The sequence below is a fragment of the Coleofasciculus sp. D1-CHI-01 genome (assembly GCF_040218875.1).
Taxonomy (GTDB): Bacteria; Cyanobacteriota; Cyanobacteriia; order Cyanobacteriales; family Coleofasciculaceae; genus Coleofasciculus.
This window is the reverse complement of record NZ_JAVJQP010000179.1, coordinates 1-25,546: the sequence shown is the minus strand read 5'-3', so window position 1 is coordinate 25,546 and position 25,546 is coordinate 1. Positions and strand designations below refer to the sequence as shown.

Below are 25,546 nucleotides of genomic sequence, written 5' to 3'. Positions count from 1 at the left end.
CAGAAATTGTCACACCCCAAATTAGGTCAGGGCGGGCGCGAGTTACATCTGGGTCAACCCAAACCGATAATCGTCAAACCCGCCCCTACAATATTATCCGTCTAAATCGTTTTCCATAACCGTCGCGATCGCTTGCTTGGTATTATTCCGGAATTCTTGCACGTTCACTCGTCCCAAAAACCCAATCGCGACAATCATCCCCACGGCTTGCAAGGCAAACACCAAGCCATAAGCTAATACAGGTGCGGTAAACAAGGCTTCTCCAATGGACAACACCCAACCGCCGACAAAGGTAGCTATCCCCCGCGCGATCGCTTGGGCTAATCCCCACGCGCCAATAAAGGTTCCGGCGGTTTCCGCTGCTGTCAGATCCAGCATTAGACTTAATCCGCCTGTTGTGGTGATTCCCGCCGCTAAACCAAATAACAGCATCGCTAGCTTCAAAATCTCCCCCTGTTGGGTAAATCCGGATAGAATAATCAGGCAGAAGCTAATGGCTACGGACAGACACCCCAATTTTGTCGTATTCTGCTTACCGATACGAGGTACGACTAAAAACCCTGTGGTACTCACACCGATTAATGTGCCTAATCCCCAATAGGAATTGAGTCGAGTCGTTTCACTAATGGGCATGCCAAAGACATCAGCGCCATAAGGTTCCAACACGCCTTCCTGCATAAACAGGCTAATCGTCATTACCAGTAAAAAGGTGAAAAATAAACCCGTTTGGCGACTGGCGGTTAACACTTTCAGCGCCCTACCCAACGTAACTTTGTCTTCTCGCTCGACTAAACTCGAACGGGAAGCGTAGCGGGAGTATTTTTTCTCAATTCCCAGAGTCGCTAGGAGGGTTAATCCGATAACCACTAATGGAACGATGATAAACAGGCGGTTGAGGGGAGTCTGTAAGGTGGCTAGGGGTGAGGAGAGAACCTCTGCACCAACCGATGATGCTGTTTCTGCTGGATCAAGGCTTTTGAGCAAGATTCCCCCGGTAATCCCGCCAATAATAATACCCACCATCAGCATTGACCAGGTTGTGCCGATTAACTTGGAGCGATTGTCTTCATCCGAAACATCCACCAGCATGGCGGTAAATGGGGTAGAACTAGCACTCAGGGCTAAACCATAGAGGGTAAAAATTAATGCCAATACCCCTGTCCAGCCTACTATCTGAGTATTTAATGTCCAACCTCCCGCCGCTTGTACCGCTGCGCCCAGTTGCCACATCACCTGAACCGCAAAAAAAGCCGCGATCGCAAATCCAGCGGTGCCCAGCCAAACATAACCACTGCGGTGATATCCAAACAGGGGTTTAGCATCAGAAAGTTGACCAAACCAAATTCGAGCCGGAGCAACCAATTGATGCATGGCTAAAACTCCCGTAGCATAAGCGGGATTAATTCCAAGTTCACTAATCATCACCCGGTTGAGGATACCCAAGGTGAGAATCGCCATAATCCCTAACCCCATCTGGAATAAACCTAGGCGGAACATGGTCAAAATCTTGATTCTAGGCAGGGGTTTGTCTGGGGATGAGGGAGTGGATGAGGATTGAGTAAAATCACTGGTTTCCATAGACGTTCAGATGCGATCGCTTACTGCTGTTTTTTCTGGATGACCTTATCAAACTATACGTTTCCTGAGAGTCTTTGACACTCCCCCAGCTTCATCGTATCTACGAAGTAGAGACGTTGCATGCAACGTCTCTACAATGGTGCCGAACGTCCTAATCGATGTTGACGTGCTGGAGGAAGTTGAGTTGTTTGTTAGAACTGGTAGCCCAGAAGTCATCACGCTAATAAACCCTGAGTAATCTCCGGTAAAGATTGACCTGCGGCAGCCTCTAACACAGAGCGATCGCTCTCCCCTAACCTCCGGTCTAATCTGGCTAACCTTCCGGCTAAAGAAGTCAAACTATCCTCATCTCGTACCCCCACAGCTACACCTTGTAACAACTGCTTAAACGGGACATTACGCTTACGTTCTAAGGGTCGAGAATCCGTCTTATCAGAATCACAGACCCCCACCGCATCCACAATCACAAAATGGTCTTTGAACTGAGCATCTGGTGAAACTTCCTGGAAATCATTGGGGTTAATCGTTCGGGTTCCCCTTCCCTTCATCTGCTCAAAATAAGTCCTCGATTTCACATCTCGCATAAACAGCAGACATTCTAGGGGTTTAATATCCGTACCCGTGGAAACCATGTCAACTGTTACCGCAATACGCGGGTGATAAGAATTACGTAACTCTTGAATCAGCGTCTCTACCTTCTTCCCCGTCGTCCTATAAGTAATCTTCTGACAAAACTCATTCCCCTTAGCAAACTCTTCCCGCATCATCCTGACAATATCTTCAGCATGGGAATCATCCTTAGCAAAAACGAGGGTTTTCGGCACTTCCTCTCGACCCGGAAAAATCTCGGTCAATAAGCGATCGCGAAATGTCCGGATTACCGTTCTAATCTGGTCTTGAGCTACGACTGAACCGTCTAACTCTTTCCCAGTGTAGGTAAAATCCTCGTCCAACTGTTGCCAGCGTATCTCTCTGGTTTGACGGTCTCGGCGGTCTACACTGTAACCCGCTTCTACCCGACTCCCCTGTTCAGTAATCTGAGTGCGAATGCGATAGACATCAAAACCGACATTAACCCCCTCAGCTACGGCTCTTTCGTGGAGATATTCCATCACCAGATTTTGATTAAAAAAGCCGAAAGTCTGCTTAGACGGAGTAGCGGTTAAACCAATGAGGAACGCATCAAAATACTCTAAAACCTGTCGCCAAAGATTATAAATCGAGCGGTGACACTCATCAGTAATAATAAAATCAAAGGTTTCTATCATCGGTACAGCCCGGTTATAAGCCACGTCCCTCGGTGCCTCGTTGTCCTGGGAACGGCTAAACAGTGACCCTTCTTCCTCTTCCTCCTCAAACTCCGCCTCACCCTTCAACATGGCATACAGCCTCTGAATCGTGGTGATACAAACCTTATTCACCGTATCAATAGTGTTAGACGAGAGTAACGTTGATATGCACCCATCAATATTATCGCCATCTTTGAGATCAGCGACACCTTTAACAACCACGCGATCGCGCACCGATCAGCCGCCTTTAATCAGGCTCAACGCCAACTCTGGCTATCTATACTAGAAAAAGTCCGCTAAACTCACTATCAGCAGTGGCAAGAGAATAATATCGCCCCCCAAGTGGTGTTTGAGATTCTTTCTCCGGGAAATACCCGCAAAGAAATGAACCGGAAGTTATTATTTTACCATCGCTATCAGGTGGAAGAGTACTATCTCTACGATCCCCATAAAAATAGGTTAACGGGATGGTTGCGAAATGAGAATTGGCTAGATCTAATCGATGAGATGAATGGCTGGGTTTCTCCTCGTTTGGGAATTCGCTTTGAACTTGCATCGGACACTCTGGTGCTGTATCGTCCCGATGGTCAACCCTTTGCTGATTATCTACAGGTGCAACAGCAACTGGAAACTGTGACCGAACAACTCCAACAAAAACGTCAGGCTAAGCAAACTGTGACCGAACAACTCCAACAGGAACGTCAGGCTAAGCAAATTGCTGAAGCACGCGCCCAGCAATTGGAGCAATTGCTGCGAGAAGCAGGTATAGATCCTGAGCAGAATTCTCAGGTTTAGGACTCCCCTACAGGCAGCGCCTGTGCCGACTCGCTATCTAACCCGATACAATAAATATTAAGAAATGTAACAAACTCGGATCGCAGGGAATGACAATACAGACAACCACCTTAGTTGAAAATGGTCCCACCGTAACCAGTGTAGGCATTGGCACTTGGGCGTGGGGCGATACGCTGTTTTGGGGCTACGGCAAAGATTATGGAGTATCTCAGGTGCGAGACGCCTTTGCCGCAACCTTAGATGCAGGAGTCAGCTTTTTTGACACGGCGGAAGTGTACGGATTGGGAGAATCCGAGTCGCTGTTGGGACGGTTTATGAAAGAATTAGGGCGTCCAGCCCAGATAGCCACCAAATATTTCCCGGTTCCCTGGCGCTTTACATCACAGTCGGTATCGGATGCTTTAACGGCTAGCTTGAAACGGTTACAGGTTGAGCAAATCGAACTGTATCAGGTTCATTCTCCCTTTAGCTTCTTCATGAATCAAGAAACCCTAATGAATGCCCTAGCGGATGAAGTGCAACGGGGGAGAATTGCCACGGTGGGGGTGAGTAATTACTCCGCCGAACAAATGCGGGAAGCGCATGGTTATCTAGCCGCCAGAGGAATTCCCTTGGCGGTGAATCAGGTGCAATATTCCCTACTGGAGCGGAAAATTGAACGGAATGGGGTTTTGGATACGGCGCGGGAGTTAGGGGTGACGATTTTGGCGTATAGTCCTTTAGCCCAAGGATTATTAACCGGGAAGTACACCCCAGAAAACGATATGAAACCCACGGGGGCGCGTAGTCTTGATCCGCGTTTTAGCAAAGGGGGGTTGGAGAAGATAGCCCCTGTGATTAAGCTGTTGCGTCAATTGGGGGAAAAATACGATCGCACGCCTGCACAGGTGGCGCTGAATTGGTTAATTGCCCAAGGCGTCGTGCCAATTCCGGGGGCGAAAACTGCCCAGCAAGCCCAACAAAATGCTGGGGCGTTGGGGTGGAGTTTAACGCCTGAAGAGGTGGAACAGTTGGATCAGGTGACTCGCGGTTTTTAAGGGAGATGGGGTGAGGGGGAGATGGGGTGATGGAGAGATGGGGGAGTTCACTCAAAATTGAAGAAGGGCGGGTTTTGCAAAAAAATTTAGGTAAAATAATTCATGTTTGTCCCTAAACCCGCCCCTACAAACTATATCCCTTGAGCGAAGCGAAGGATCAAAACTCAAAACTTCCCAGACGTACTACACATAGCGCAAACGGATTAATTTTTCAAGCTTTGACGCTATATCTGACATAACCTATAGTCTAGGTTTAGCGGAAATTAACAGTAGATTATCACGATGGTAAGAGAGCTTGAACGGGAACGCATCAATGGTGATTTTCCGGAAACGGCACCGACGGCAAATCCGGTGTTTTTCAGAACCTACAGCCGCCGCACAGCCAAGGGTAGAGAGACGTGGAGGGAGGTGTGTGATCGCACGTTACCCCCAATTCATACAATACCGCATTCCAAAAAAACTACAGGTATTATTCTCTGAGTATGGGTTCCTTCCATCCCCACAGAATTAAAGCCCAAAACAAAAAAAGCCCGGAATTCCTAATTACAGCTTAAGGAAATCGAGCCTCCACAATAAGCAAACCTAAGCCTAGCACAATTCATGACAACATCAAGCTGAATGGTGCTACATTGCAGGACGCTCAACTATGTGGAGCTGATCTGACAGAGGCTAAATTGTGCGGCGCTCAGTTATCTGATGCTAAGTTAACTGGTGCAGACTTAACTGGCGCAGACTTAACTGGCGCAGACTTACGAAAAGCGAACTTGAGAAACGCGAACTTAAGCGGAATTAACTTGAGTGGCGCAAACGTACAAGGCGCTCAATGTAAAGGCAACACCGGACTAACTGAAGATGCAATACGCAACCTGAAAAAACGGGGCGCTAGGGAGGTTTTACCTATTGCTTCCTACCTGTTTCTTGTTATATCACTACTACACATAGCGCAAACGGATGAATTTTTCAAGCTTTGACGCTATATCTGACATGACCTATAGTCTAGGTTTAGCGGAAATTAACAGTAGATTATCACAATGGTAAGAGAGCTTGAACGGGAACATCTCAATGGTGATTTTCCAGAAACGGCAGCGACGGCAAATCCGGTGTTTTTCAGAACCTACAGCCGCCGCACAGCCAAGGGTAGAGAGACGTGGAGGGAGGTGTGCGATCGCACGATCCAAGGCTTAAGCAAACTGGGTAAGCTAACTCCATCAGAAACCGCCCTGATGGAACGGATGATGCACCAGATTAAAAGTTTACCCTCAGGCAGATGGTTGTGGGTCGGCGGCACCGATTGGCTGGAAAATCCGGAAAATTTCTCTGGCGCTTATAATTGTACATCTACGAATGTGGTAGACTGGCGTGCCTTTGGCTTAATGATGGATCTCGCCATGATGGGCTGCGGCACAGGGGCGGTTTTAGAACCCCAATACATCAATCAGTTACCCCCAATTCGCAATCCTCTAAATGTCACCTTAGAGGGTGAAATTGGCACAACGCCATCGGAGGAACGGCGGGAAAAAACTGAGGTCAAAATTGATGGGAATCAGGTGACAATTTATGTCGGAGACTCCCGTCAAGGGTGGGTTCAATCCTATCAAAGTCTGTTGGAATTATCCACAGATGAACGATTTTCTGGTGAAGTTCAGGTATCCATTAATGTGAGTGATATCCGTCCTGCTGGAGAATCGCTAAAAGGCTTTGGCGGGGTGGCAAATCCGATTAAATTACCGGAACTTTATCAGCGATGTGCGGATATTTTAAATAAAGCCGTGGGACAGCAATTAAATTCAGTCGAATGCTGTCTATTAATTGACGAAGCGGCTGTTGTGGTTGTCGCCGGAAACGTGCGTCGTTCTGCAGGTATGCGGCAAGGCATTAGTAATGATGAAAACTTTATCAATGCTAAAGATAATCTGTGGCAACAAGATGAAAATGGAAACTGGCGGATTGATCCGGAACGCGATGCGTTGAGGATGGCTAATCATTCCCGTGTTTTCCACCATAAACCCACCTTAGAGGAATGTATTGCCGCCGTTCGCAAACAATATTATTCCGGTGAAGGTGCGATTCAGTGGGCGGGAGAATCCGTAGCACGAGCGAGTTGTGATTTGCTAACTACTCAAGCGTTGAGAAAAGAGTTTCTGCAAGCTTATGAACAAGGAAATGGGAGTCATTGGTTAAAGGAAAAGTATCCGAATTTGACCCCCGATGAAATTGATCATCGCTTGCAGCGGTTTGGCTTAAATCCCTGTGTAACAGGGGATACTTGGGTGCATACGGAATTTGGTCCCCGCCAAGTTAAAGATTTAATCGGGAAACAACATGGAACTTACGTGAATGGGGAACTGTTTAGCACAACAGGCGATGGCTTTTTCTATACAGGCGATCGCGCCGTCTTCACCCTAGCCACAAAAGAGGGGGTTTCTCTACGTCTGACGGGAAACCATCAACTTTTACGAGTCAGCGCCCAAACCCAAAAGCGTCAATATACCGAATGGGTAGCGGCTGAGGAATTGCAACCAGGCGATCGCGTATGCTTGCACAATCACCGAGGAATTCAGCCTTGGCAAGGTGTGGGAACATTTACCCAAGGATGGTTATTAGGGAGTCTTGTTGGTAATGGATCACTCGCCCAAACTCAAGCAATCGTGCGCTTCTGGGGTGACTCTCAAGTAGAAATGGCAGAGTCTGAAGTAGCAACCCTCCAAAACAATGGTGTTTGTACTGTAAATTTAGGGAGTGATTCTGATCGCCAACCGGATTTGCATCAAGTAGCATCAAGTGGGCTGGATCAATTAGCCGCCCAGTTCAAGATTCATCGCGGTCAAAAAATAGTGACGCCGGAAGTTGAACAAGCCAGCTACGAGTTTTATCGGGGATTCCTACAAGGATTATTCGATGCCGATGGTAGCGTGCAAGTAACGCAAAATAAAGGCATTAGCGTGGGTTTAGCCCAAGGTAATCTTGAGTGGCTTCAAGCCGTACAGCGGATGCTGCTGCGCTTAGGAATTGTTTCTACGGTTGATCAAAATCAGCCCGAATTAGTGATTGCAAATGACAATCTGATTGAATTCCGCGATCGCGTGGGTTTCCGTCAGCCGGAAAAACAGCAAAAGTTGGACAATTTACTCAACGGATACAAGCGTAAGCTAAACCGGGAACGCTTTGTTGTCACCGTTGACTCTGTTTCTCCTACTGGTATCGAATCCGTTTACGATTGCACCGTTACCGGTGTCTCTCGGTTCGATGCTAATGGCATTGTGGCGCACAATTGCGGTGAAATTATTGGATCGGTATTCCATTGTAATTTAGCCGAAATTCACCTAAATCAAATTGATCCGAATAACGAGAAAGAACAAGAGGAGGCATTCAGTGCTGGGGCGCTTTCCGTTGCCATTTTGCTCAACCATCAGTTTGTTGAGGAACGGTATCAAAAGTCACGGGAATTAGACCCCATTGTCGGCGTATCCTTCACCGGACTATTCGATTTCTTTGTCAAGGCGTTTGGCGCAGACTGGTTACACTGGTGGGCAGAGGGACGCCTAGATACTGACCAAGGTGTACAGTTTAAGGAACAAGAAAAAGCCTATTTAACCCGGTGGCGCGATATTGTGCATCGGGTGGTGTGGGAGTATTGCGACAAGCATGGGATTAAACGCCCCAATCGCTGTACAACCGTGCAACCCTCTGGGACAAAATCGCTACTCACAGGCGCATCTCCGGGTTGGCATCCCCCCAAAGCACAGCGATTTATTCGCCGCATTACGTTCAGAAAGAATGACCCAGTGGCGTTAGCTTGTCTGGAATATGGGTATAATGTCACGCCATCGCAATCGGATAAAGATGAAAACGGAAATCTCTTAAATGATCCCTTTGCTGAAGCCTGTTCCGAATGGCTAGTGGAAATTCCCGTGGCTGTATCTTGGGCAGATTTACCCGGTGCTGATGAAATTGATATCAGTCAGTTTTCGGCATTGGCACAAATGGATTTTGCCATGCAAGTCCAGCGCTGGTATGTAACCCATAACACCTCTTCCACCTGGGAATTGCGCGTCAATGAAGTTGAACCCTTAGGAGAACGGATTTATCAAGCAATTCAGGATGATGAAGGGTATATTTCAGCGGCGCTGTTGGCACGGTTTGATGACCATCAATCCTTCCCCCGTTTGCCTTTTGAACCGATTGATAAAGCAACATACAACCAATTGATGCAAGAGGTACAACAGCGACGAAAAGTCTCTGAGTTCTATTCTGCTTTGGAGAAATATGATGCAGGTGAATTAATGGAAGCTGGACCCGTGGGTTGTGATTCGGATAAATGTATGTTCCCGGAACAGACACCGAATGGATAATTCATTAGTAGGATAAACCTCCCGACTAAAACCCTTCGAGTTTCCTCCCCTTGACCAGGGCTTACTTTTCACGGGATCTGGAAAACCTCTCTCCAAACCTCTTTCCTGCAAGGAGAGAGGCTTTGAGTTCTCCCCCATGAAAAAAAAAAGCGAAGCATCCTTTGGTCTCCCCCATGGAAAAAAAAGCGAAGCATCCTTTGGTCTCCCCCTTTTGAAGGGGGACGGAAGGGGGATCAAAAGGGGGACGGAAGGGGGATCAAAAGGGGGACGGAAGGGGGATCTAAAAAGGCGGCACCCAGATTCGAACTGGGGGTAAAGGCTTTGCAGGCCCCTGCCTTACCACTTGGCGATGCCGCCGCATAAGAGACGCGCCATGGCACGTTTCTACAATAAAGGATTATAGCCTATCTCATCCTTATGTGTCTCTTTCGCCAGGAATTCTTTAGGGCGAGCAAAACATTAAGTATTTTAGCGGGGTGAAGCTATTTTGTCCATTCCTCGCTAGGCTGAGAATATTCGTTAATACAGCGTCCCGCTACAGTCGCGATCGCAACCTCAATCCATGCTATTCAACCTGCTTAACCTGCCCTACTGGATTTTCCTAGGGATGGGAATCCTCCTATTTCTCGTTGTTATTGTCTCCGGTGGCGGTGATGATGACTTTGATATCGATGCCGATGCGGATGCTGATGTAGATGCCGATGGCAATTTTGCCATGGGATCAATGTTCAGTTTTCTGGGTGTGGGTAAAGTTCCCCTAATTTTGCTACTCGCCACAGACTGTTGTCTGGTAGGGCTTTTCGGCTGGATGATTAATGTGGCGATCGCGAATGTCACGGGTACGATTCCCACAGGTTTATTCGGTGGTGTCGTCGGCGGCGCATCCCTACTCCTGAGTTTATTCAGTGGTAGCTTAATTTCTCGACCTTTAGGTAAAATCTTTGCCACATTTGGTGAAGATACCAGTGGCGATCGCTTAATTGGTTGTCAGGGTACCGTTAGTTCCCGTTCAATTCCCATGGAAAGCCAAGGCAAAATCGGTCAAGTGGATGTGATTGATCCCAGTGGTAATCTAGTGACAATTAATGCCACCCTACCGCAATGGGCAAAAATAATTCCCAATCGCGGCAATTACGTCTTAGTCATTGAACGACAACCAGAAAGCTACCGGGTGATTACCAAAGATAGTTCTGATCAACAGCAATGGTTGTCTAATTCGCCCCAAGTTAAGGATTCACATTAACAGATACATACACAACCCTTGTGTAAGGTTATAGCAAAATGTGATTCTTTTTACACAACCTTTAAATGTGTATGATTCCCAAGCTTTAATAAAACCTATAGAGTATTAATCGCTAACTACCATGTCACAATCATCTACAACATCAACCGCCCAGACTGTTCCAGTATCATCTACCCTGGCACAACTTCCCAGTGGTATCCTCTTTTTTCCCGGTTTAATTGGCGCACTCTTTTTAGTACTTATTGCTGGCTTATGGTCATACAAACTAATTTATAAAATCACTCCCAATAATGAAGCCTTTGTCAGAACGGGCGGATTATTCGTCAAAAAGAAATCCGTTATTCTTTATGGCGGTTGTATCGTTTTACCCGGTTTTCATGAACTGACCCGTGTTCCCTTACGCGAAATTTCCATTGATGTGGAACGAACCGGAAAGCTAGCGGTGCGGACTCAAGACTACCTGCGGGCAAATATGCGAGCCACCTTTTATGTCTGTATCAATGCCGATCAAGAGGATGTGTTAATCGCTGCAGCCCGACTCTCGAAACAAGGACGAGTTTCTACGGAAGATATTAAAGAAGCCCTAGAAAAACGAGCAGATGATGCAATTCGAGCCGCCGCGAAGAAACAGAGTTTAACCGAAATTGATTCTGATAAATTAGGCTTTGCTGATGAAGTCTTGAATCTGATTCAGCCTGATCTAAAAAAAGTTGGCTTAACTCTGAATAATATCGCCATTTCTGAAATCGAAGAAAGCGATACCTACGATACCAATAACTTCTTCGATGCCCAAGGAGTCCGCCTGCGAACTGAAACCATTCAACGCTCCATCCAACAAAAACGGGAAGTCGAACTGAGTACCCAGGTGAGAATTGAACAGCAGGAACTCGATGCCCAGAAGCAATCCCTGCGAATTGACCAAGAGAAAGAAGACGCCACCCTAGGACAACAACTAGAGGTTGAATCCCTAAAATCCCAGCGACAACGGGAGATAGAAGAAGCCAAAGCCAAAGAAGCCGCCACAGTACAACGGACGAATATTTTACAAGATAAGTCCGTAGAAGAAGAAGAAATTCGCCGCAAACTATCGGTGCAAGAAAATCAAATTCAAGCTGATATTACCCTAGAGGAACGGAATAAACAGCTAAAAGTCGCCCAAACCTTGCAAAAACAAGAAGCCGAAATTGCCGAAATTACCCGCCAGCAAACCGTCGATTCCTCCCGCCTAGAAGCCCAAGTTCGGGTGGCTGAAGCCGAACGCTTGTCGAAAGTGGCAAAACAGGAAGCCGCTGTTGCGATTGCTAATAAAGAACGGGAACGCTTTGTCGCTGAAGCCGAACGCGCTGAAGCAGAATCCGGTGTGGTTACGGCGACGGAGATTGAAAAAGCAGAACGGGAAAAACGCCTATCCTTAATTTCAGCTGAACAAGAGGCAGAAAAGCGGCGGATTGCCGACCAAAACGTCGTAGAAATCGATGTCTTCCGCCGTCGTCGTCAAGCGGAAATTGCCCGTCAAGCGGCAGAATTAGAAGCCGAATCCATTCGCACCTTAGCCCAAGCGAATCGGGATAAAGCCCTGGCTGAAGCCGAAGGAAAACAAGCAATCATTGAAGCCGAGAATACCTTAAGTGACTCCAAATTAAGCGCCCAAGTGCTGACCACAATTTGGCCCGATTTAGTAGACAAACTACCAGAAATTGCCAAAGCCTTAGCACCACAACCGGGAATTTTAGGAGATACCCGAATTTTCGCATTTCCTGGGATGAATGGCAGTAATGGCAATGGTAATGGTATGGGTGATATTAACAAACTCTTACTCTCAACCAGTGGCTTATCGTTAATCAACACCCTTCTGGATGAAGGAAAGCTAGGAAACTTAATTGGTCAAGTGAGTCAGTTGGTACGAAATAATCCCAGCCAAAATGGAGGAAATGAAAGCCATAATACCCCAGAGTCTTCAGCCGAACTGGAGACTCAAGCCTTAGCCAAACGGCAAACACCGCCAGCCCCTCCCCCGGCAAAATCTCCTGGACAACGACAACCCTTGTCCTCAGCCGCGAAACTTGTCGAACCGTCTCAAACTAAGAGTGATGAGGGTTCTGCACCACCCCATCGGGCATCTGGGTCAAAGCGCGATCGCGAAGACCCCAGAACCCCTCATAATTGAGATAGGGTAGCTCCAGGAGCAGGACTGTAGGGGCGGGTTTTACTGATAACGTTTTGCCACAAACCGATAACTTGACTAAACCCGCCCTTCTAGGGGATCAGAGGGAGCTGGGGGAGCTGGGGGAGATGGGGGAGATGGGGGAGATGGGGGAGATGGGGGAGATGGGGGAGATGGGGGAGCTGGGGAAGTTAACTCAAAACTCTACCTTACCTATTGCCTATTGCCTATTGCCTATTGCCTATTGCCCATTCCCTGTTCCCTGTTCCCTGTTCCCTGTTCCCTAACAAATGACAAATGACAAAGAACAAAATTTGATACCCTAGCTTAAATAGTCTTGGGAACAAATAAAGAAGCGTGGATATTCAAATTGGGCGAGGTAAGAAAGCTCGCAGAGCCTACGGTATTGATGAAATCGCACTAGTCCCCGGACAACGGACGCTAGACCCTAATTTGGCAGACACCCGTTGGCGTTTGGGGAGCATCGAACGAGAGATTCCGATCATTGCCAGTGCGATGGACGGTGTGATTGATGTGCGAATGGCAGTGATCCTATCTGAGATGGGAGCGCTAGGGGTGCTTAATCTCGAAGGCATTCAAACCCGTTATGCTGACCCTGTTCCGATATTAGAGCGAATCACCTCCGTAGGTAAATCAGAATTCGTTAATCTGATGCAGGAGTTGTATGCCGAACCGATTAAACCGGAATTAATCAGCCAGCGAATTCAGGAAATTAAAGACCAAGGTGGGATTGCGGCGGTAAGTGCGACGCCAGCCGGTGCGATGAAATACGGTGAAATTGTCGCCTCAGCAGGTGCTGATTTATTCTTCATCCAAGCCACTGTGGTGTCCACGGCTCACCTGTCACCTGAATCAGTCACCCCCCTAGATTTAGCCCAGTTCTGCCAGGATATGCCAATGCCCGTGGTTTTGGGCAATTGTGTCACCTACGAAGTTGCCCTGAACTTAATGAAAGCAGGTGCGGCGGCTGTTTTAGTGGGAATTGGTCCGGGTGCCGCTTGTACCTCGCGGGGAGTTCTGGGTGTGGGAGTCCCCCAGGCGACGGCGGTGGCGGATTGTGCGGCTGCCCGTGACGACTATCATCAAGAGACGGGTAATTATGTGCCAGTCATTGCTGATGGTGGGTTAATTACCGGGGGAGATATCTGTAAATGTATCGCTTGTGGCGCAGATGCGGTGATGATTGGTTCTCCTCTGGCTCGTGCCAAAGAAGCCCCAGGAGGCGGGTTTCACTGGGGAATGGCAACCCCTAGCCCGGTTCTGCCCCGAGGAACGCGCATTCAGGTGGGGAGTACAGGAACATTACAGGAAATTCTGATTGGACCAGCGCAACTCGATGACGGCACTCATAATCTTTTAGGTGCGCTGAAAACCAGTATGGGAACCTTGGGCGCTAAGGACTTGAAAGAAATGCAGCAAGTTGAAGTCGTGATTGCGCCATCCCTGCTCACAGAAGGGAAAGTTTACCAGAAAGCGCAGCAGTTGGGAATGGGGAAATAAAATTTGTGAGGTTGACAAACTGCCCCAAACCCCACTGATGTAAGTTAACATGGAAAAGACGGAAGAAATTCCGTTCACTCCTCACACCACACTCCGCCCGGACTGAGTTCGGGCGGTTCCTTTTTGGGGGTTCAGCCCCAATGTCAGGATAGTTTAACATCTTAATCGATGAAATGTGAAAATTTATGTCTAAATATATACTTTTTTGGCAGGGGAACGCTCAGTTTTCTCTGTGGTAAAATATCCCAAGACACATAGAAATAGTACACGCAAGGATTTCCAGGCATGTCAACATCCGTAGCAGTTACAGACGCCAGTTTTAAGCAAGACGTCCTAGATAGTGACGTTCCCGTTTTAGTCGATTTTTGGGCACCTTGGTGTGGTCCGTGTCGGATGGTCGCACCTGTGGTGGATGAAATCGCACAACAGTACGAAGGTCAGGTCAAGGTGGTGAAGCTCAACACTGACGAAAATCCGAATGTAGCCAGTCAGTATGGGATTCGCAGCATTCCTACCTTAATGATTTTTAAAGGAGGGCAACGAGTCGATATGGTTGTGGGCGCAGTTCCAAAAACGACGCTAGCAAACACTCTAGAAAAGTACCTCTAATCCCTAATCAATTAAGCCTTAAGCCGAATCGGGTTAAGGCTAGTTACGCTTGCAGGCGCGAGGAGTCGCTACAGCTACAAAAAGCCTGTAAGCACTTGATCAGGTTGGTATCTTGAGTTCCGGTCTAGTCCCCAAGCCAATATATTTACTTCTTTTTCTATCGTAAATCCGGATTAAGACACTGCCACTTGTACTATGTAAATGTCTAAATCTATAGACTTTACTAAGTCATGACTAAGATACCTATATCGCCTCAACCCATTAAACGTGTTGTGGCGATCGCATCGATCGTGGTTGGTTGTCTGGTCAGTCCGATTCCGACTTACTCTCAATCGACCAACTCAGCGAGTAATACTCCCTCGCTGCAAGATATGCTTGAGTTTAATCTGGATCTATCGGGTCGGGGAAGCCCCCGTTCCGGTAATCGTACAGGTGGCGCGAGTCGTAGTCTCTGTGGGGGAAGTCAATCTGGAGAATCTCTGTTCGCCCTGATTCCCGATACCAATGTGGGATTAACAGTAGAGGAACATCCTACCTTCTGGTTTTATGTTCCCGATGGCGCAAAGAAATTCCACTCGATGAAATTTGCCCTCTGGAGTGATCAGGGGGAGAAAGTGTACGAAACCACCTATCCTGTGACGAACGCCCTACCCGGTGTGATGAGTATCACTTTACCGCCCAGCACACCCGCGCTAAAGGAAAACCAATACTACAACTGGATTTTTACCGTTTACTGTGAAGATCCCCAACAGGCGGCGGTTCGCAGTGATCCCAGACGAGTCCGAGTTAGAGGTTCTATCCAACGTGTTCCGGTAACGGCTGAACTCCAACAAGAATTAAACTGGGCGTTGACTCCCCGCGATCGCGCCATTGTTTTAGCCCGAAATGGGATTTGGTTTGACTCTCTCACCCTGATCGGCAATCTTCGCCGTACTCAGACTGCCAATTACGCCCTGGCGATGGATTGGATTAACTTGTTAGAGGATATTGAACTCGACGCGATCGCATCCAAACCCATTACTGAATGCTGTAGTGCTTTGGCTCAGTGATCCCCAAATTGGCATAGTGGTTCTCAATTGAGAATTATCAATCACCCTGTTCTCTAACTAAGGTTGCTTGTCTTCCACCGTTGCCAAAAACCCCTATCTCTACTGGATGTTCCTAATTCCACGTTAAACACGAGATATCAGCGACTTGATTCGAGCCTGTAAGACCCGCTGTAAGACCCCGCTACACTATCTCGTTCGATCAGTCCCTCATTTTTGCACTTTGGCTGTTCTCGTGTACTAGAAACAGCTTATCGCCCCTAATTTTAATTCGATAGCCGCTTGACCCTTAAAACAGTGTGCTATAAAGAAGTAGATTGGATATTTTCTCAAGTACTAGGTGGTGTATCACTAAATACTGTGCTTTCTTGTCCAAGGGTTTAGTATTTTGTTGTCATTGGAGAATATCGGTTGGTGGCTAACCATAATTGAGTCATTTCGGCAAAGGGATTCCGGCTTCTGAATTTCTTTGAGAGGCATGGTATTGAACTTATGCCTAGGTTAACCATAGCTAAAACCAATAACAGATAGCTTAACCCTGGAAAGGGGAGTGATATCATCCAGATTGATTATTCAGATACTTTCGACGACAATTCAACCGCAATAGTTTTGGTGTCTCTTTAAAATTCAACGTATCATTTGATAGCTGAGTAATCGTATTGGGATTCGGTGCGGCTTCTAATTTGGACTTGCCTTATTTAGGGTTGAGTAAAATTCTGTCTGTCAAGTCCTATACATCAGTTCTATTTATTCCACGGAGTTCTGTAGCCCCTATGATTAATTCCGCAATGAAAGGAGCAATTTTGCTGTTGGCTACTTTACCTTTTTTGGGTGTTACCAGTATACAGCAAACTCAGGCGACTTCAATCCCTCTCGAGGTGGATCAAACAGACGTACCGATTGTTCCTCAGTTTAACCCTAGCTCTCTATTGACAAACACTTCAGTTACTCAGCCATACCCACCCAATACTTTTGCTAAAGATCCCATTATAACCAAGGAATCCACACTGATCAACCCCCCAAGTCTAATCGTGGCTCAGTCCGTTACCGGGGCAGGTGATCAGGTAGGGACAACGGTTGAGCAAGACGGTACCCAATTTAACATCGACGGTGGCATCTTGTCCGGGGACGGGGAAAATCTATTTCACAGTTTCCAAGACCTTGATCTTTCCGCTGATGAAACTGCCAATTTTATTTCTAATCCTGAAATTCGCAATATCTTGGGGCGGGTAGTTAGTGGGGAAGCTTCAATTATTAATGGTTTGATTCAAGTTACCGGGGGCAACTCGAATTTATTTTTAATGAATCCGGCGGGGATTGTATTTGGGGCAAATGCCCGTTTAAATGTTACCGCATCGTTTACAGCTACAACCGCGACAGGAATTGGTTTTGCGGGAGATCAGTGGTTCAATGTCTTTAGTGAAAATAACTATCAAACGTTAATCGGTGATCCCAATCAGTTTGCCTTTGATTTAGCTCAACCCGCCACCCTAATTAATGCTGGCAATCTAGCCGTATCAGAAGGGCATAATTTAACCCTACTGGCAGGAAATACGATTAATACCGGGCAACTGACTGCACCAGGCGGCACCATTACAATGGCGGCTGTACCGGAATCCAATCGGGTGCGGATCAGCCAACCGGGACAATTATTAAGTTTAGAAATTGTACCATCTACCAATGAGAATGGGGAGATAGAGGCAATTGATCCCTTGGATTTACCAACGCTGCTGACGGGTACAGAGGAAAGCGTAGAGACGGGATTAACTGTTACGGATACAGGTCAAGTACAGCTTCACGAGTCTGGGATCACTGTATCAACCAAAGCCGGGCTTGCGATCGCCTCTGGTACTCTGGATGTTTCTCATTCATCTCCCACCGTCGATTCCCAGTCAGTGAATGTGTTTGGCAATAAAGTGGGTGTATTTGATGCCACAATTAACGCTTCTGGGATGTATGGCGGCGGAACAGTACGACTTGGCGGCGACTATCAGGGTCAAGGTACGTTTAATGCGTCTCAAACCCTAATCAGTGAAAACTCGCTGATTACGGCTGATGCTGGGGAACAGGGGACAGGCGGTGAGGTGTTTGCTTGGGCAGATGGAGTGACGGGCTTTTATGGAACCATTAGCGCCCGTGGGGGAACGGAAGTGGGAGATGGGGGATTTATTGAAGTTTCTGGCAAAGAATTGCTGATTTTTACCGGTCATGCTGATGCGGGAGCAATTAACGGTCAACCGGGTACGTTACTGCTTGATCCCAAAAATATCACGATTGGAGATGCAAATTCACCCTTAGCGATACGCTTTAATCCTGATCTTTCATCACCAGGGAACCAGTTTGGTTATTCAGTTGCAGCGCTAGGTTCAGACGTACTCGTAGGTGATCCAGGATACGACGAAGGTGGACAGAACGACGTAGGTATTGCTTATTTGTTTGATGGTAGTACAGGAGCAGAATTAGACACGTTTTCGAGTCAAGATAAAACTGACAATGGTAGATTCGGTTTTGCTATAGCTGGGATGGGATCAGATAAAGTTATCGTCGGTGCGCCGGGAGAGAACGGAAAAGAAGGAAGGGCTTATTTATTTGATCGCGATGGACTCATACAACCTTATACAAACCCAAATTCCTCGACGCCTGCGGGTGACACTACATTAGGCTTCGGTTATTCCGTCGCCGCCTTGGGTGCAAATGTTCTGGTTGGCGCTCCGGGAGATGATACCGACGGACAAGATGCAGGTGCTGCTTATTTATTCGATAGCACGACTAGCCAGAGGACAGACTTTTTCAGTTCCCAGCCTGTAGCTGGGGGTCAATTTGGCTATTCAGTAGCTGGAGTGGAATCCGATGTGCTGGTGGGAGCGCCAGGAGAAAATGTAGAGGTAGGGAATCAAACAAGAACGGCAGGTGCTGCCTATCTATTTAGTAATGGAGATCCTAACAATGAACAACGTTTGATCAGCCCTAATCCTACAGATAGCGGACGGTTTGGTCATTCAGTAGCCGCAATGGGGTCACAAATACTGCTGGGAGCGCCGGGTGATAATCTTGGACAAGGAGTTCAAGGTGCTGCCTATTGGTTTAATCAGGATGGCGAGTTGCAAAACACTTTTTCTAGTCCCAATGCTGATAACGGTCAATTTGGTACTTCAGTAGCGGCGGTAGAATCGGCTGAGTCTGTATTAGGGTTTAACGTTGTTGTCAGCGCTCCCGGAGAAAATGCAACCTATTTGTATGAACCCCTGCCAGATTCGGACACGGGACGTTTTTGGCAAACCTTTCCCAAGCCCTCGGATTCACCCAGCAATTTTGGTAATGCGGTTGCTGGGGTAGAAAGAAACGTGGTGGTGGGAGCGCCAGGAGGTATGAACGATGCAGGGGATATTTATTTGTTTGGCTCCAGCTTCGAGTTTGATGATAATCCCAACCAATCTGTGACAATTGATGTCGCTACGATTACCAATATTACTAACACGGGAACCGAGATTGAGTTTCAGGCAAACAATGACATCACTGTAGATGCAGCAATTCTCACTGACAATCCGAATGGAACTGGGGGAGCGCTGAACTTAAAAGCAGGTCGAGGGATTTTTGTCAATGCTGATATAACCACAGATGATGGGAATTTAACATTAATTGCCAATGATAGTGATGCTATCCAGGCATTTCGCGATCCTGGTGATGCTTTTATAGAAATAGCCTCTGACGCTACGTTGAATTCGGGGAGTGGTGATATATATCTTCAACTCGATACAGGGGAAGAAAGGGGAGATATTAATGTTCTAGGCGAGATTATTACTCAGACAGATCTGATTGTAGAACATAATAATCCCACAGGTGGAAATGTCAATATTGAAAACAGGATTAATGTTGGCGGAACTGTTGATATAAACACCACTGGCGCTAATATTCTTACCAGCGGTAATGTTGCTACTGCTAACGGTGAGATTAATTTTGCGACTCAAGGTGGCGATATAGAAATTCAGAATGGGGGTAATGTTTCTACTAATGGGGGTGAAATTAATTTCGCCAGTCAAGGCGGCGATATAGAAATTCAGAATGGGGGTAATGTTTCTACTAATGGGGATGAGATTCGTTTCGCCAGTCAGGGTGGAACGATTCAGGTTGATCCGGCGTTCAGTTTGACGGGTGAAACGTTCTTGTCTACAGGTGATGAAACGGGAGATATTCTGTTTAATAATCGTCTTGATGGGATGCAAAATCTCAATCTTACGGCAGGAACGGGTAATGTGATTTTTGAGGAGAAAGTCGGTAGCGTTACACCTCTAGACAATCTGACTATTCTCAGTGCAGCAAATGTGACAGCCAAAGACGCGATCGCAGCCAGTAGCTTTACGCATCAATCAGGAACTGGCATAGTTAATTTGAGTGATTTGCAACTATTCAATGGAGATTTAGAACTCAACACAAGTGATAGCTTGATAGTCGGCAATATTACCGCAACTGAAGGCAATGTAGAATTAAGAGCAACAAACAATATAATTGCAGAAACTATTACAACGTCTGGTGGAACAATTAATCTCACCAGTGAAGCAGAAAAGGTCACAACGGGTGATTTAGAGTCTGGTGGTGGTCATGTAGATGTGACGGCTAATAGTGACTTAACCACAGAGAATATTACAACATCTGGCGGCACCATTAACCTCACCAGTCAAGCCGACGAAATTAACACAGGTGACTTAAATTCTTCTGCAGCCACGGGTGGCGATATTACCGTAAATGCGAAGATCAGGATTACGACGGGAGTTATCAATTCTAGTGGCACTGAAGGCGATGGCGGCAACGTTATCCTCGATCCTTTGGAAGATATTACCGTCAATTCTATTAATGCCCAAGGCGGCAGCAATGGTCAAGGCGGTGATGTTGATATCACGACGCAACAATTCTTCCAAGCAAAAGGAAGCTTTACCGATCAAAATGGCATAGACGCTAGTATTTCTACTGCAGGCGGTAACGGTGGTGGCGATATTACGATTCGTCATGATGGTGGCGCACAGGAGGTGATTGAGCCTTTTGTTGTCGGTAATGGCAATACGAATGGTACGGCACAAGCCATTACCAGTGGAGAGTTTACGATTGCACCTGTTCAGTCATTTCCGGGAAGTTATACGCTCGGTAATATCCGGATTATTACAACTGATCCAACTGATCCAACTGATCCAACTAATCCAACCAATCCTCTAATAGAGTTCAAGAAACCTTTAGAACGCCCTCCTACTCCTAATGCCTTGGATCAAGAGCCAATTATCAATGCTGATGTTTACAAAATTGAGCGCTATTTTACCCAGGCATTTGAGAAACAACTGGGAATGGAGGCAGAAAAAATCCTCACCTTGGATGAAATTCGGAATCGCTTGCGTAGCATTGAGGTGGCAACTGGGGTAAAACCTGCTGTAATTTATGGGGTTTTTGTTCCTAGCAGCACTAAATCAGAAATGGAATTAGAACTGATGCTGGTAACAGCGGATCGGGATGTTATTACCAAGCGAGTGTCAGGGGCTAAACAGTCTGATGTCCTGAATACAGGACAGAACTTCCGTCAAGAAATTCTTGATGGTGGGTTTGGATATTTAGATGACGCCCAACAACTGTATCAATGGATGGTAGCCCCCTTAGAAACAGATTTACAAGAAACAGGAATTGAGAATTTAGTCTTTATTCTCGATGAAGGGTTGCGCTCATTGCCCATAGCCGCTATCCATGATGGAGATAACTTTATCGTGGAGCGATATAGTGTGAGTTTGATGCCCAGTGTGAGTCTCACAGATACCCGTTATGCCAACATTAAAACGATGCCTGTTTTGGCAATGGGTGCTTCAGATTTTCCCGATAATCCTCTTTTGGAACAATTACCAGCAGCGGCGGCTGAGGTATCTATTTTGACCAATACATTATGGCGTGGTCAAGCTTTTCTCAATGAGAATTTTACCGTTAACAATCTCAAGGCACAACGCGCAGAAAAACCCTTTGGCATTATTCACCTGGCTACCCATGCAGAATTTGAACCGGGCGCACCCAGTAATTCCTATATTCAGTTGTGGGACACTAAGGTAGAATTAGACGAAGTTCGTAGTTTAGGTTGGCATGATCCGGCTGTAGAATTAGTGGTATTGAGTGCTTGTCGTACTGCCTTAGGTGATCCGAGTGCCGAACTGGGGTTTGCTGGATTTGCGGCTAAAGCGGGAGTTAAATCAGTATTAGCCAGTTTATGGTACATCGAGGATTGGGGAACGTTGCCAATGATGGCAGAGTTTTACAATAATCTGGATGATGCACCGATTAAAGCGGAAGCATGGCGACGGGCGCAAGTGGCAATGATTGAAGGAAAGGTTAAGTATGAGGACAATCAATTAATCTTATCGGATAAAGCCATCACTTTGCCAATTACTGATGCCAACCCGGGTAATCCTGACTTATCTCATCCCTATTACTGGTCAGCATTTAGTATTGTTGGTAATCCGTGGTAAAAGGCAGAGGTGCGGAGGGGCGGAGGAGCAGAGGTGAATTGTTCAATTAACCAATGACCAATGATATTTATCGGCGAAAATGAGTATAGATAATCAGTTTGAGCCACTTTTGAGCGGTGAAGTATTGTCGGTTGATGAATCAACACAACTTTTAATTGGAAATCGCACGTTTCGAGTGGATGAACTCGTAGAAGCGATACGGATGCAGTTTGAAGGGTTAGAGGGATGGACTCAAGACAAGAATGGTTGGTTTAGTGAAAAGGGTATTTCGGCTGAAGTTTTGAGATTTACAGCTAAAGGTTGGCAAAAAGGCACGGTGAGAATCAGCCTGGAATTTGTTCCTGAAGAAACTGAGACTCAGAAATCTCAACCCTTAAATACAAGCGAGACATCAAAAAAGCAAGAGGAACTACCGATTGTGGGAATGATGGGCTAGAGATGTAGGGTGGGCAATGCCCACCTCACGGTAACTTGAGGTTGATTACCATGGCGGCACAATGTCTTGTCCTAATCTCATAAGTAGGTGGACACAATTAAAGTTAACGGTTGAGATTAGGGAACAGGGAACAGGGAACAGTAAAGGTTTGAGGGCTATTTACAAAACTTAATACAGCACCGTTTTCTTTTGTCCTACTACTTAGTGCGAGGTTGGGGAGGGCGGGTTTTGTAGAAAAGTTATTGGTTTCTCTGTTAATTTTGCACCTAAACCCGCCCCTACAGCTTGGTTGTTCCTACTTGAACTTATTCATCCACAAAAACACATCGCTTAATTACACTCATTACCTCTCCCGGATTTGCTGTTGGTGTCAGAGGACTCCATTCCGTTACATTGGCAAAACCGAGACGATACAACGTGTGAATGATTTTCACCACGCCTTTGTTAGAACCAACGACGATAACTTTGACGAATTCTCGTTTTGAGTCTGAATGGGTAGAAGCTTGTAGCTGTATCGAGGCTTCGGGTGGCTTGGTATCGGTCAAAACGTTCTGAACCATTGGGGTTTCTCTGATTTGCGTTTACCTGAAGTATTCGCAGATCTGCGAATACTCAAATTGTACGCTCTATCTTCGCAGATCTGCAAATATTTACTTCCTGATCTTCCTCTGACACGATGGGGAACATGGGAAAAGCAGGCAAAGTCCTTCGGCAAGTTTTAGAGAGCTACGGCATCAGCCAGAACAAATTGGCTCTCACATTGGGAGTTAAACCTTCCGTTGTTTTTCGCTGGTTTCATGAGCAGACAGATCCCAGTGCTGAAACTGTCCGAAGTATTGCTGAGGCTTTACAAGGTCTTGATCCAGCCGCTGCTGATGAGTTTGTCCGGCTTTATTTGGGAGACTATCTTCAAGACAGGGATAAAACCTGAAATATGCCAGGGGTTTATTTGAAGTAGTGATTGTTACTCCCTTCCCGGTAGAAGATTGCCTATTTTCCTCTCCCCCGCTTCCCAAGAAGGGCAGGGTTAGTGGGGAGCATGTCAGGGAAAGTTGGGGCAGGGCGGGTTTTGTAGAAAGGTTATTGGTTTCTCTGTTAATTTTGTCCCTAAACCCGCCCCTACAGCTTGGTTCTTCCTACTTGAACTTATTCATCCACAAAAACACATCGCTTCATTACACTCATTACCTCTCCCGGATAACCACAGATTTGTGTAGATTTACGCGGCGAAAATTTTTTGACACGATTGAGGGCATGGGAAAAGCCGGAAAAGCCCTCAGACAAGCGTTAGAAACATTTGGCATTAGCCAAAACAAATTGGCAGTGGCATTGGGCGTGAAGCCTTATGTCGTTTTTCGCTGGTTTCATGAACAGACTGATCCCAGTGCTGAAACTGCCGCAGATATTGCTAAAGCTTTACACGGTCTTGATCCAGCCCCTGCTGATGAGTTTGTCCGGCTTTATTTGGGGGACTACCTTCAAGACAGCGATAAAACCTGAAATATGCCAGGGGTTTATTTGAACCAGTGAGGTTGGGGCAGGGCGGGTTTTGTCGAAAGGTTATTGGTTTGTCTGTTAATTTTGCCCCTAAACCCGCCCCTACAACTTGACTGCCTCTACTTGAACTTATTCATCTAAAAACATACATCGCTTCAAGATAAAGTTGTCTGATTTTTCACGGGAAGCAAACGGTCAAGTCGGGGCGGGTTTAGTCACATTTGGGTTAGGTCAGAAATAATAGTAGTAAAACCCGCCCCTACAAGCCAGGTTTTTTCTAAGGTGGGGAAGGGTCAAAACGACCTCATTTAGCCAGATGTCATGAAACGTAAACTCCTTGGATGACTGAACAGTTTATCCCATAGAACTTGTAGTTTGAATAAAGGGCGACCCGACCGAATTGAATGGACGGGTGTTGTGAATTGATGGAAGCGGGTCGCCCCTACAGGTTGTTAGATCATGTTCACCCCTCTCCTCTTCTCGTTGATATATAGCAGTAGACACATCGATTAGGACTTTCGGCACCATTGTAGAGACGTTGCATGCAACGTCTCTACATAAATGATGTGTCCTAACCGCTATGGCGGTTGCTATACCTTGCCAACTCCCTCTCTCTTTCAAAAGGAGGATGTTTTAGTTTCTATTCGCAGCAGCGTCATCGACGTTCAGTTTCCGCAGCAGCTTCCGGAAATGTATAGCCAGCTTCGGGCGGGTGAGGATGACAAGATTGTGATTGAGGTGGTTAATCATCTTAACGATAAGACGATTCGGGGTATTGCTTTAACTCCAATTTCAGGGTTAGCGCGAGGTTCGGTTGTCAAGGATACAGGTGTTCCCTTGCAGGTTCCTGTGGGAAAACAATTACTGGGTCGTGTGTTTAATGTGTTTGGTGACCCTATTGATAAAAAAGAGGAGATCAAAGACGTAGAATGGCGTTCCATTCATCAACCTGCGATTTCTCTGGCGGAACAATCAACGACTTCGGAAATTTTGGAGACGGGGATCAAAGCGATTGATGTGCTAGTTCCCCTAGAACGTGGCGGAAAAGCGGGATTGTTTGGTGGTGCGGGTGTGGGTAAAACGGTTCTGCTCACTGAAATGATCCACAACATGGTGACTGAACATGAAGGGGTGAGTTTCTTCTGTGGGATTGGTGAACGCAACCGGGAAGCGGAAGAACTGTATCGCGATATGCAAGAGGCGGGGGTTTTAGAGAGTACCGTGATGGTATTCGGGCAAATGAATGAACCGCCAGGTGCTAGATTTCGGGTTGGTCATGCGGCTCTGACTATGGCAGAGTATTTTCGGGATGATGTGCAGCAAGATGTGCTGCTGTTGATTGATAACTAGGGGTTGCTGCACAACTCCGAAACCCTTAGCCATCAATACTTTGAGCGGTATTTACAGTTGACTTAATGCTCCTGAATCTGGTAAAATTGCTCAAAATCCTTGCATCATGATCAGATAGATGTACCGAAAAGTTGAGAA

At 46.6% G+C, this 25,546-nt stretch carries 14 protein-coding genes, 1 tRNA gene and 4 pseudogenes; 15 read left to right on the top strand and 4 right to left on the bottom strand.

Translation table 11 applies throughout. The annotated features are described in order from the left end of the window. Positions 1–93: 93 nt before the first annotated feature. Positions 94–1,578, bottom strand: a complete 1,485-nt coding sequence (locus RIB93_RS30375) for a BCD family MFS transporter (protein WP_446378675.1) — start codon at positions 1,576–1,578, stop codon at positions 94–96. Between the two features lie 215 nt (positions 1,579–1,793). Continuing rightward, positions 1,794–3,023: pseudogene (locus tag RIB93_RS30370) on the bottom strand (DEAD/DEAH box helicase family protein); the annotation flags it as partial. A 150-nt stretch (positions 3,024–3,173) separates the two neighbouring features. On the opposite strand from RIB93_RS30370, the pseudogene RIB93_RS30365 reads away from it, so the two are divergent. The 5 genes and pseudogenes from RIB93_RS30365 to nrdJ form a co-directional block, all read left to right on the top strand. Next, positions 3,174–3,662 (top strand): annotated as a pseudogene (locus RIB93_RS30365) (Uma2 family endonuclease); the annotation flags it as partial. Between the two features lie 89 nt (positions 3,663–3,751). After that, entirely contained in the window at positions 3,752–4,699 is a 948-nt protein-coding gene (locus tag RIB93_RS30360) for an aldo/keto reductase (protein WP_446378673.1), read from the top strand. A gap of 282 nt (positions 4,700–4,981) precedes the next feature. Beyond that, positions 4,982–5,125, top strand: a pseudogene (locus tag RIB93_RS30355) (ribonucleoside-triphosphate reductase); the annotation flags it as partial. Between the two features lie 146 nt (positions 5,126–5,271). Further along, entirely contained in the window at positions 5,272–5,670 is a 399-nt protein-coding gene (locus tag RIB93_RS30350) for a pentapeptide repeat-containing protein (protein ID WP_446378701.1), read from the top strand. 60 nt (positions 5,671–5,730) lie between these two features. Continuing rightward, positions 5,731–9,051 (top strand): ribonucleoside-triphosphate reductase, adenosylcobalamin-dependent, encoded by a 3,321-nt coding sequence (gene nrdJ / locus RIB93_RS30345; protein WP_446378671.1) that lies wholly within the window; start codon positions 5,731–5,733, stop codon positions 9,049–9,051. A gap of 286 nt (positions 9,052–9,337) precedes the next feature. On the opposite strand, the gene RIB93_RS30340 is transcribed toward nrdJ, so the two are convergent. Then, positions 9,338–9,408: transfer RNA gene (locus RIB93_RS30340), tRNA-Cys, on the bottom strand. A 205-nt stretch (positions 9,409–9,613) separates the two neighbouring features. Between RIB93_RS30340 and RIB93_RS30335 the strand changes: the two genes are divergently transcribed. From RIB93_RS30335 to RIB93_RS30305, 7 genes are all read left to right on the top strand, one after another. Then, on the top strand, positions 9,614–10,294 hold the full coding sequence (locus RIB93_RS30335; RefSeq protein WP_446378669.1) for a DUF1449 domain-containing protein: 681 nt from the start codon (positions 9,614–9,616) through the stop codon (positions 10,292–10,294). 121 nt (positions 10,295–10,415) lie between these two features. Continuing rightward, entirely contained in the window at positions 10,416–12,461 is a 2,046-nt protein-coding gene (locus RIB93_RS30330) for a flotillin family protein (RefSeq protein ID WP_446378667.1), read from the top strand. A gap of 354 nt (positions 12,462–12,815) precedes the next feature. Next, positions 12,816–13,979: a GuaB3 family IMP dehydrogenase-related protein gene (locus RIB93_RS30325; protein WP_446378665.1), complete on the top strand. Its 1,164-nt coding sequence runs from the start codon at positions 12,816–12,818 to the stop codon at positions 13,977–13,979. 285 nt (positions 13,980–14,264) lie between these two features. Further along, the gene (gene trxA, locus RIB93_RS30320; RefSeq protein WP_446378663.1) at positions 14,265–14,588 is read left to right on the top strand and encodes a thioredoxin; all 324 of its coding nucleotides are present in this window, start codon (positions 14,265–14,267) and stop codon (positions 14,586–14,588) included. A 230-nt stretch (positions 14,589–14,818) separates the two neighbouring features. Next, a complete protein-coding gene (locus tag RIB93_RS30315; RefSeq protein WP_446378661.1) occupies positions 14,819–15,637 on the top strand; it encodes a DUF928 domain-containing protein in 819 nt (272 codons plus the stop codon). Positions 15,638–16,422: 785 nt separating this feature from the next. Continuing rightward, the gene (locus tag RIB93_RS30310; protein ID WP_446378659.1) at positions 16,423–22,125 is read left to right on the top strand and encodes a CHAT domain-containing protein; all 5,703 of its coding nucleotides are present in this window, start codon (positions 16,423–16,425) and stop codon (positions 22,123–22,125) included. Between the two features lie 79 nt (positions 22,126–22,204). Continuing rightward, positions 22,205–22,561, top strand: a complete 357-nt coding sequence (locus tag RIB93_RS30305) for a KGK domain-containing protein (protein ID WP_446378657.1) — start codon at positions 22,205–22,207, stop codon at positions 22,559–22,561. 305 nt (positions 22,562–22,866) lie between these two features. On the opposite strand, the gene RIB93_RS30300 is transcribed toward RIB93_RS30305, so the two are convergent. Further along, complete coding sequence (locus RIB93_RS30300) at positions 22,867–23,121, bottom strand: hypothetical protein (RefSeq protein WP_446378655.1); 255 nt, start codon at positions 23,119–23,121, stop codon at positions 22,867–22,869. Positions 23,122–23,246: 125 nt separating this feature from the next. Between RIB93_RS30300 and RIB93_RS30295 the strand changes: the two genes are divergently transcribed. From RIB93_RS30295 to RIB93_RS30285, 3 genes and pseudogenes are all read left to right on the top strand, one after another. Next, entirely contained in the window at positions 23,247–23,492 is a 246-nt protein-coding gene (locus RIB93_RS30295; protein ID WP_446378653.1) for a helix-turn-helix domain-containing protein, read from the top strand. Between the two features lie 323 nt (positions 23,493–23,815). After that, positions 23,816–24,061: a helix-turn-helix domain-containing protein gene (locus RIB93_RS30290; protein ID WP_446378699.1), complete on the top strand. Its 246-nt coding sequence runs from the start codon at positions 23,816–23,818 to the stop codon at positions 24,059–24,061. Between the two features lie 594 nt (positions 24,062–24,655). Beyond that, positions 24,656–25,405 (top strand): annotated as a pseudogene (locus RIB93_RS30285) (F0F1 ATP synthase subunit beta); the annotation flags it as partial. Positions 25,406–25,546: the final 141 nt, after the last annotated feature.

Excerpts from the sequence above, each read along its gene's own strand:
- trxA (WP_446378663.1), top strand. The coding sequence starts at position 14,265 with ATGTCAACATCCGTAGCAGTTACAGACGCCAGTTTTAAGCAAGACGTC.
- nrdJ (WP_446378671.1), top strand. The coding sequence starts at position 5,731 with ATGGTAAGAGAGCTTGAACGGGAACATCTCAATGGTGATTTTCCAGAA.
- RIB93_RS30330 (WP_446378667.1), top strand. The coding sequence starts at position 10,416 with ATGTCACAATCATCTACAACATCAACCGCCCAGACTGTTCCAGTATCA.
- RIB93_RS30375 (WP_446378675.1), bottom strand. The coding sequence starts at position 1,578 with ATGGAAACCAGTGATTTTACTCAATCCTCATCCACTCCCTCATCCCCA.
- RIB93_RS30290 (WP_446378699.1), top strand. The coding sequence starts at position 23,816 with ATGGGAAAAGCCGGAAAAGCCCTCAGACAAGCGTTAGAAACATTTGGC.
- RIB93_RS30295 (WP_446378653.1), top strand. The coding sequence starts at position 23,247 with ATGGGAAAAGCAGGCAAAGTCCTTCGGCAAGTTTTAGAGAGCTACGGC.
- RIB93_RS30315 (WP_446378661.1), top strand. The coding sequence starts at position 14,819 with ATGACTAAGATACCTATATCGCCTCAACCCATTAAACGTGTTGTGGCG.
- RIB93_RS30360 (WP_446378673.1), top strand. The coding sequence starts at position 3,752 with ATGACAATACAGACAACCACCTTAGTTGAAAATGGTCCCACCGTAACC.
- RIB93_RS30335 (WP_446378669.1), top strand. The coding sequence starts at position 9,614 with ATGCTATTCAACCTGCTTAACCTGCCCTACTGGATTTTCCTAGGGATG.
- RIB93_RS30305 (WP_446378657.1), top strand. The coding sequence starts at position 22,205 with ATGAGTATAGATAATCAGTTTGAGCCACTTTTGAGCGGTGAAGTATTG.
- RIB93_RS30300 (WP_446378655.1), bottom strand. The coding sequence starts at position 23,121 with ATGGTTCAGAACGTTTTGACCGATACCAAGCCACCCGAAGCCTCGATA.
- RIB93_RS30310 (WP_446378659.1), top strand. The coding sequence starts at position 16,423 with ATGAAAGGAGCAATTTTGCTGTTGGCTACTTTACCTTTTTTGGGTGTT.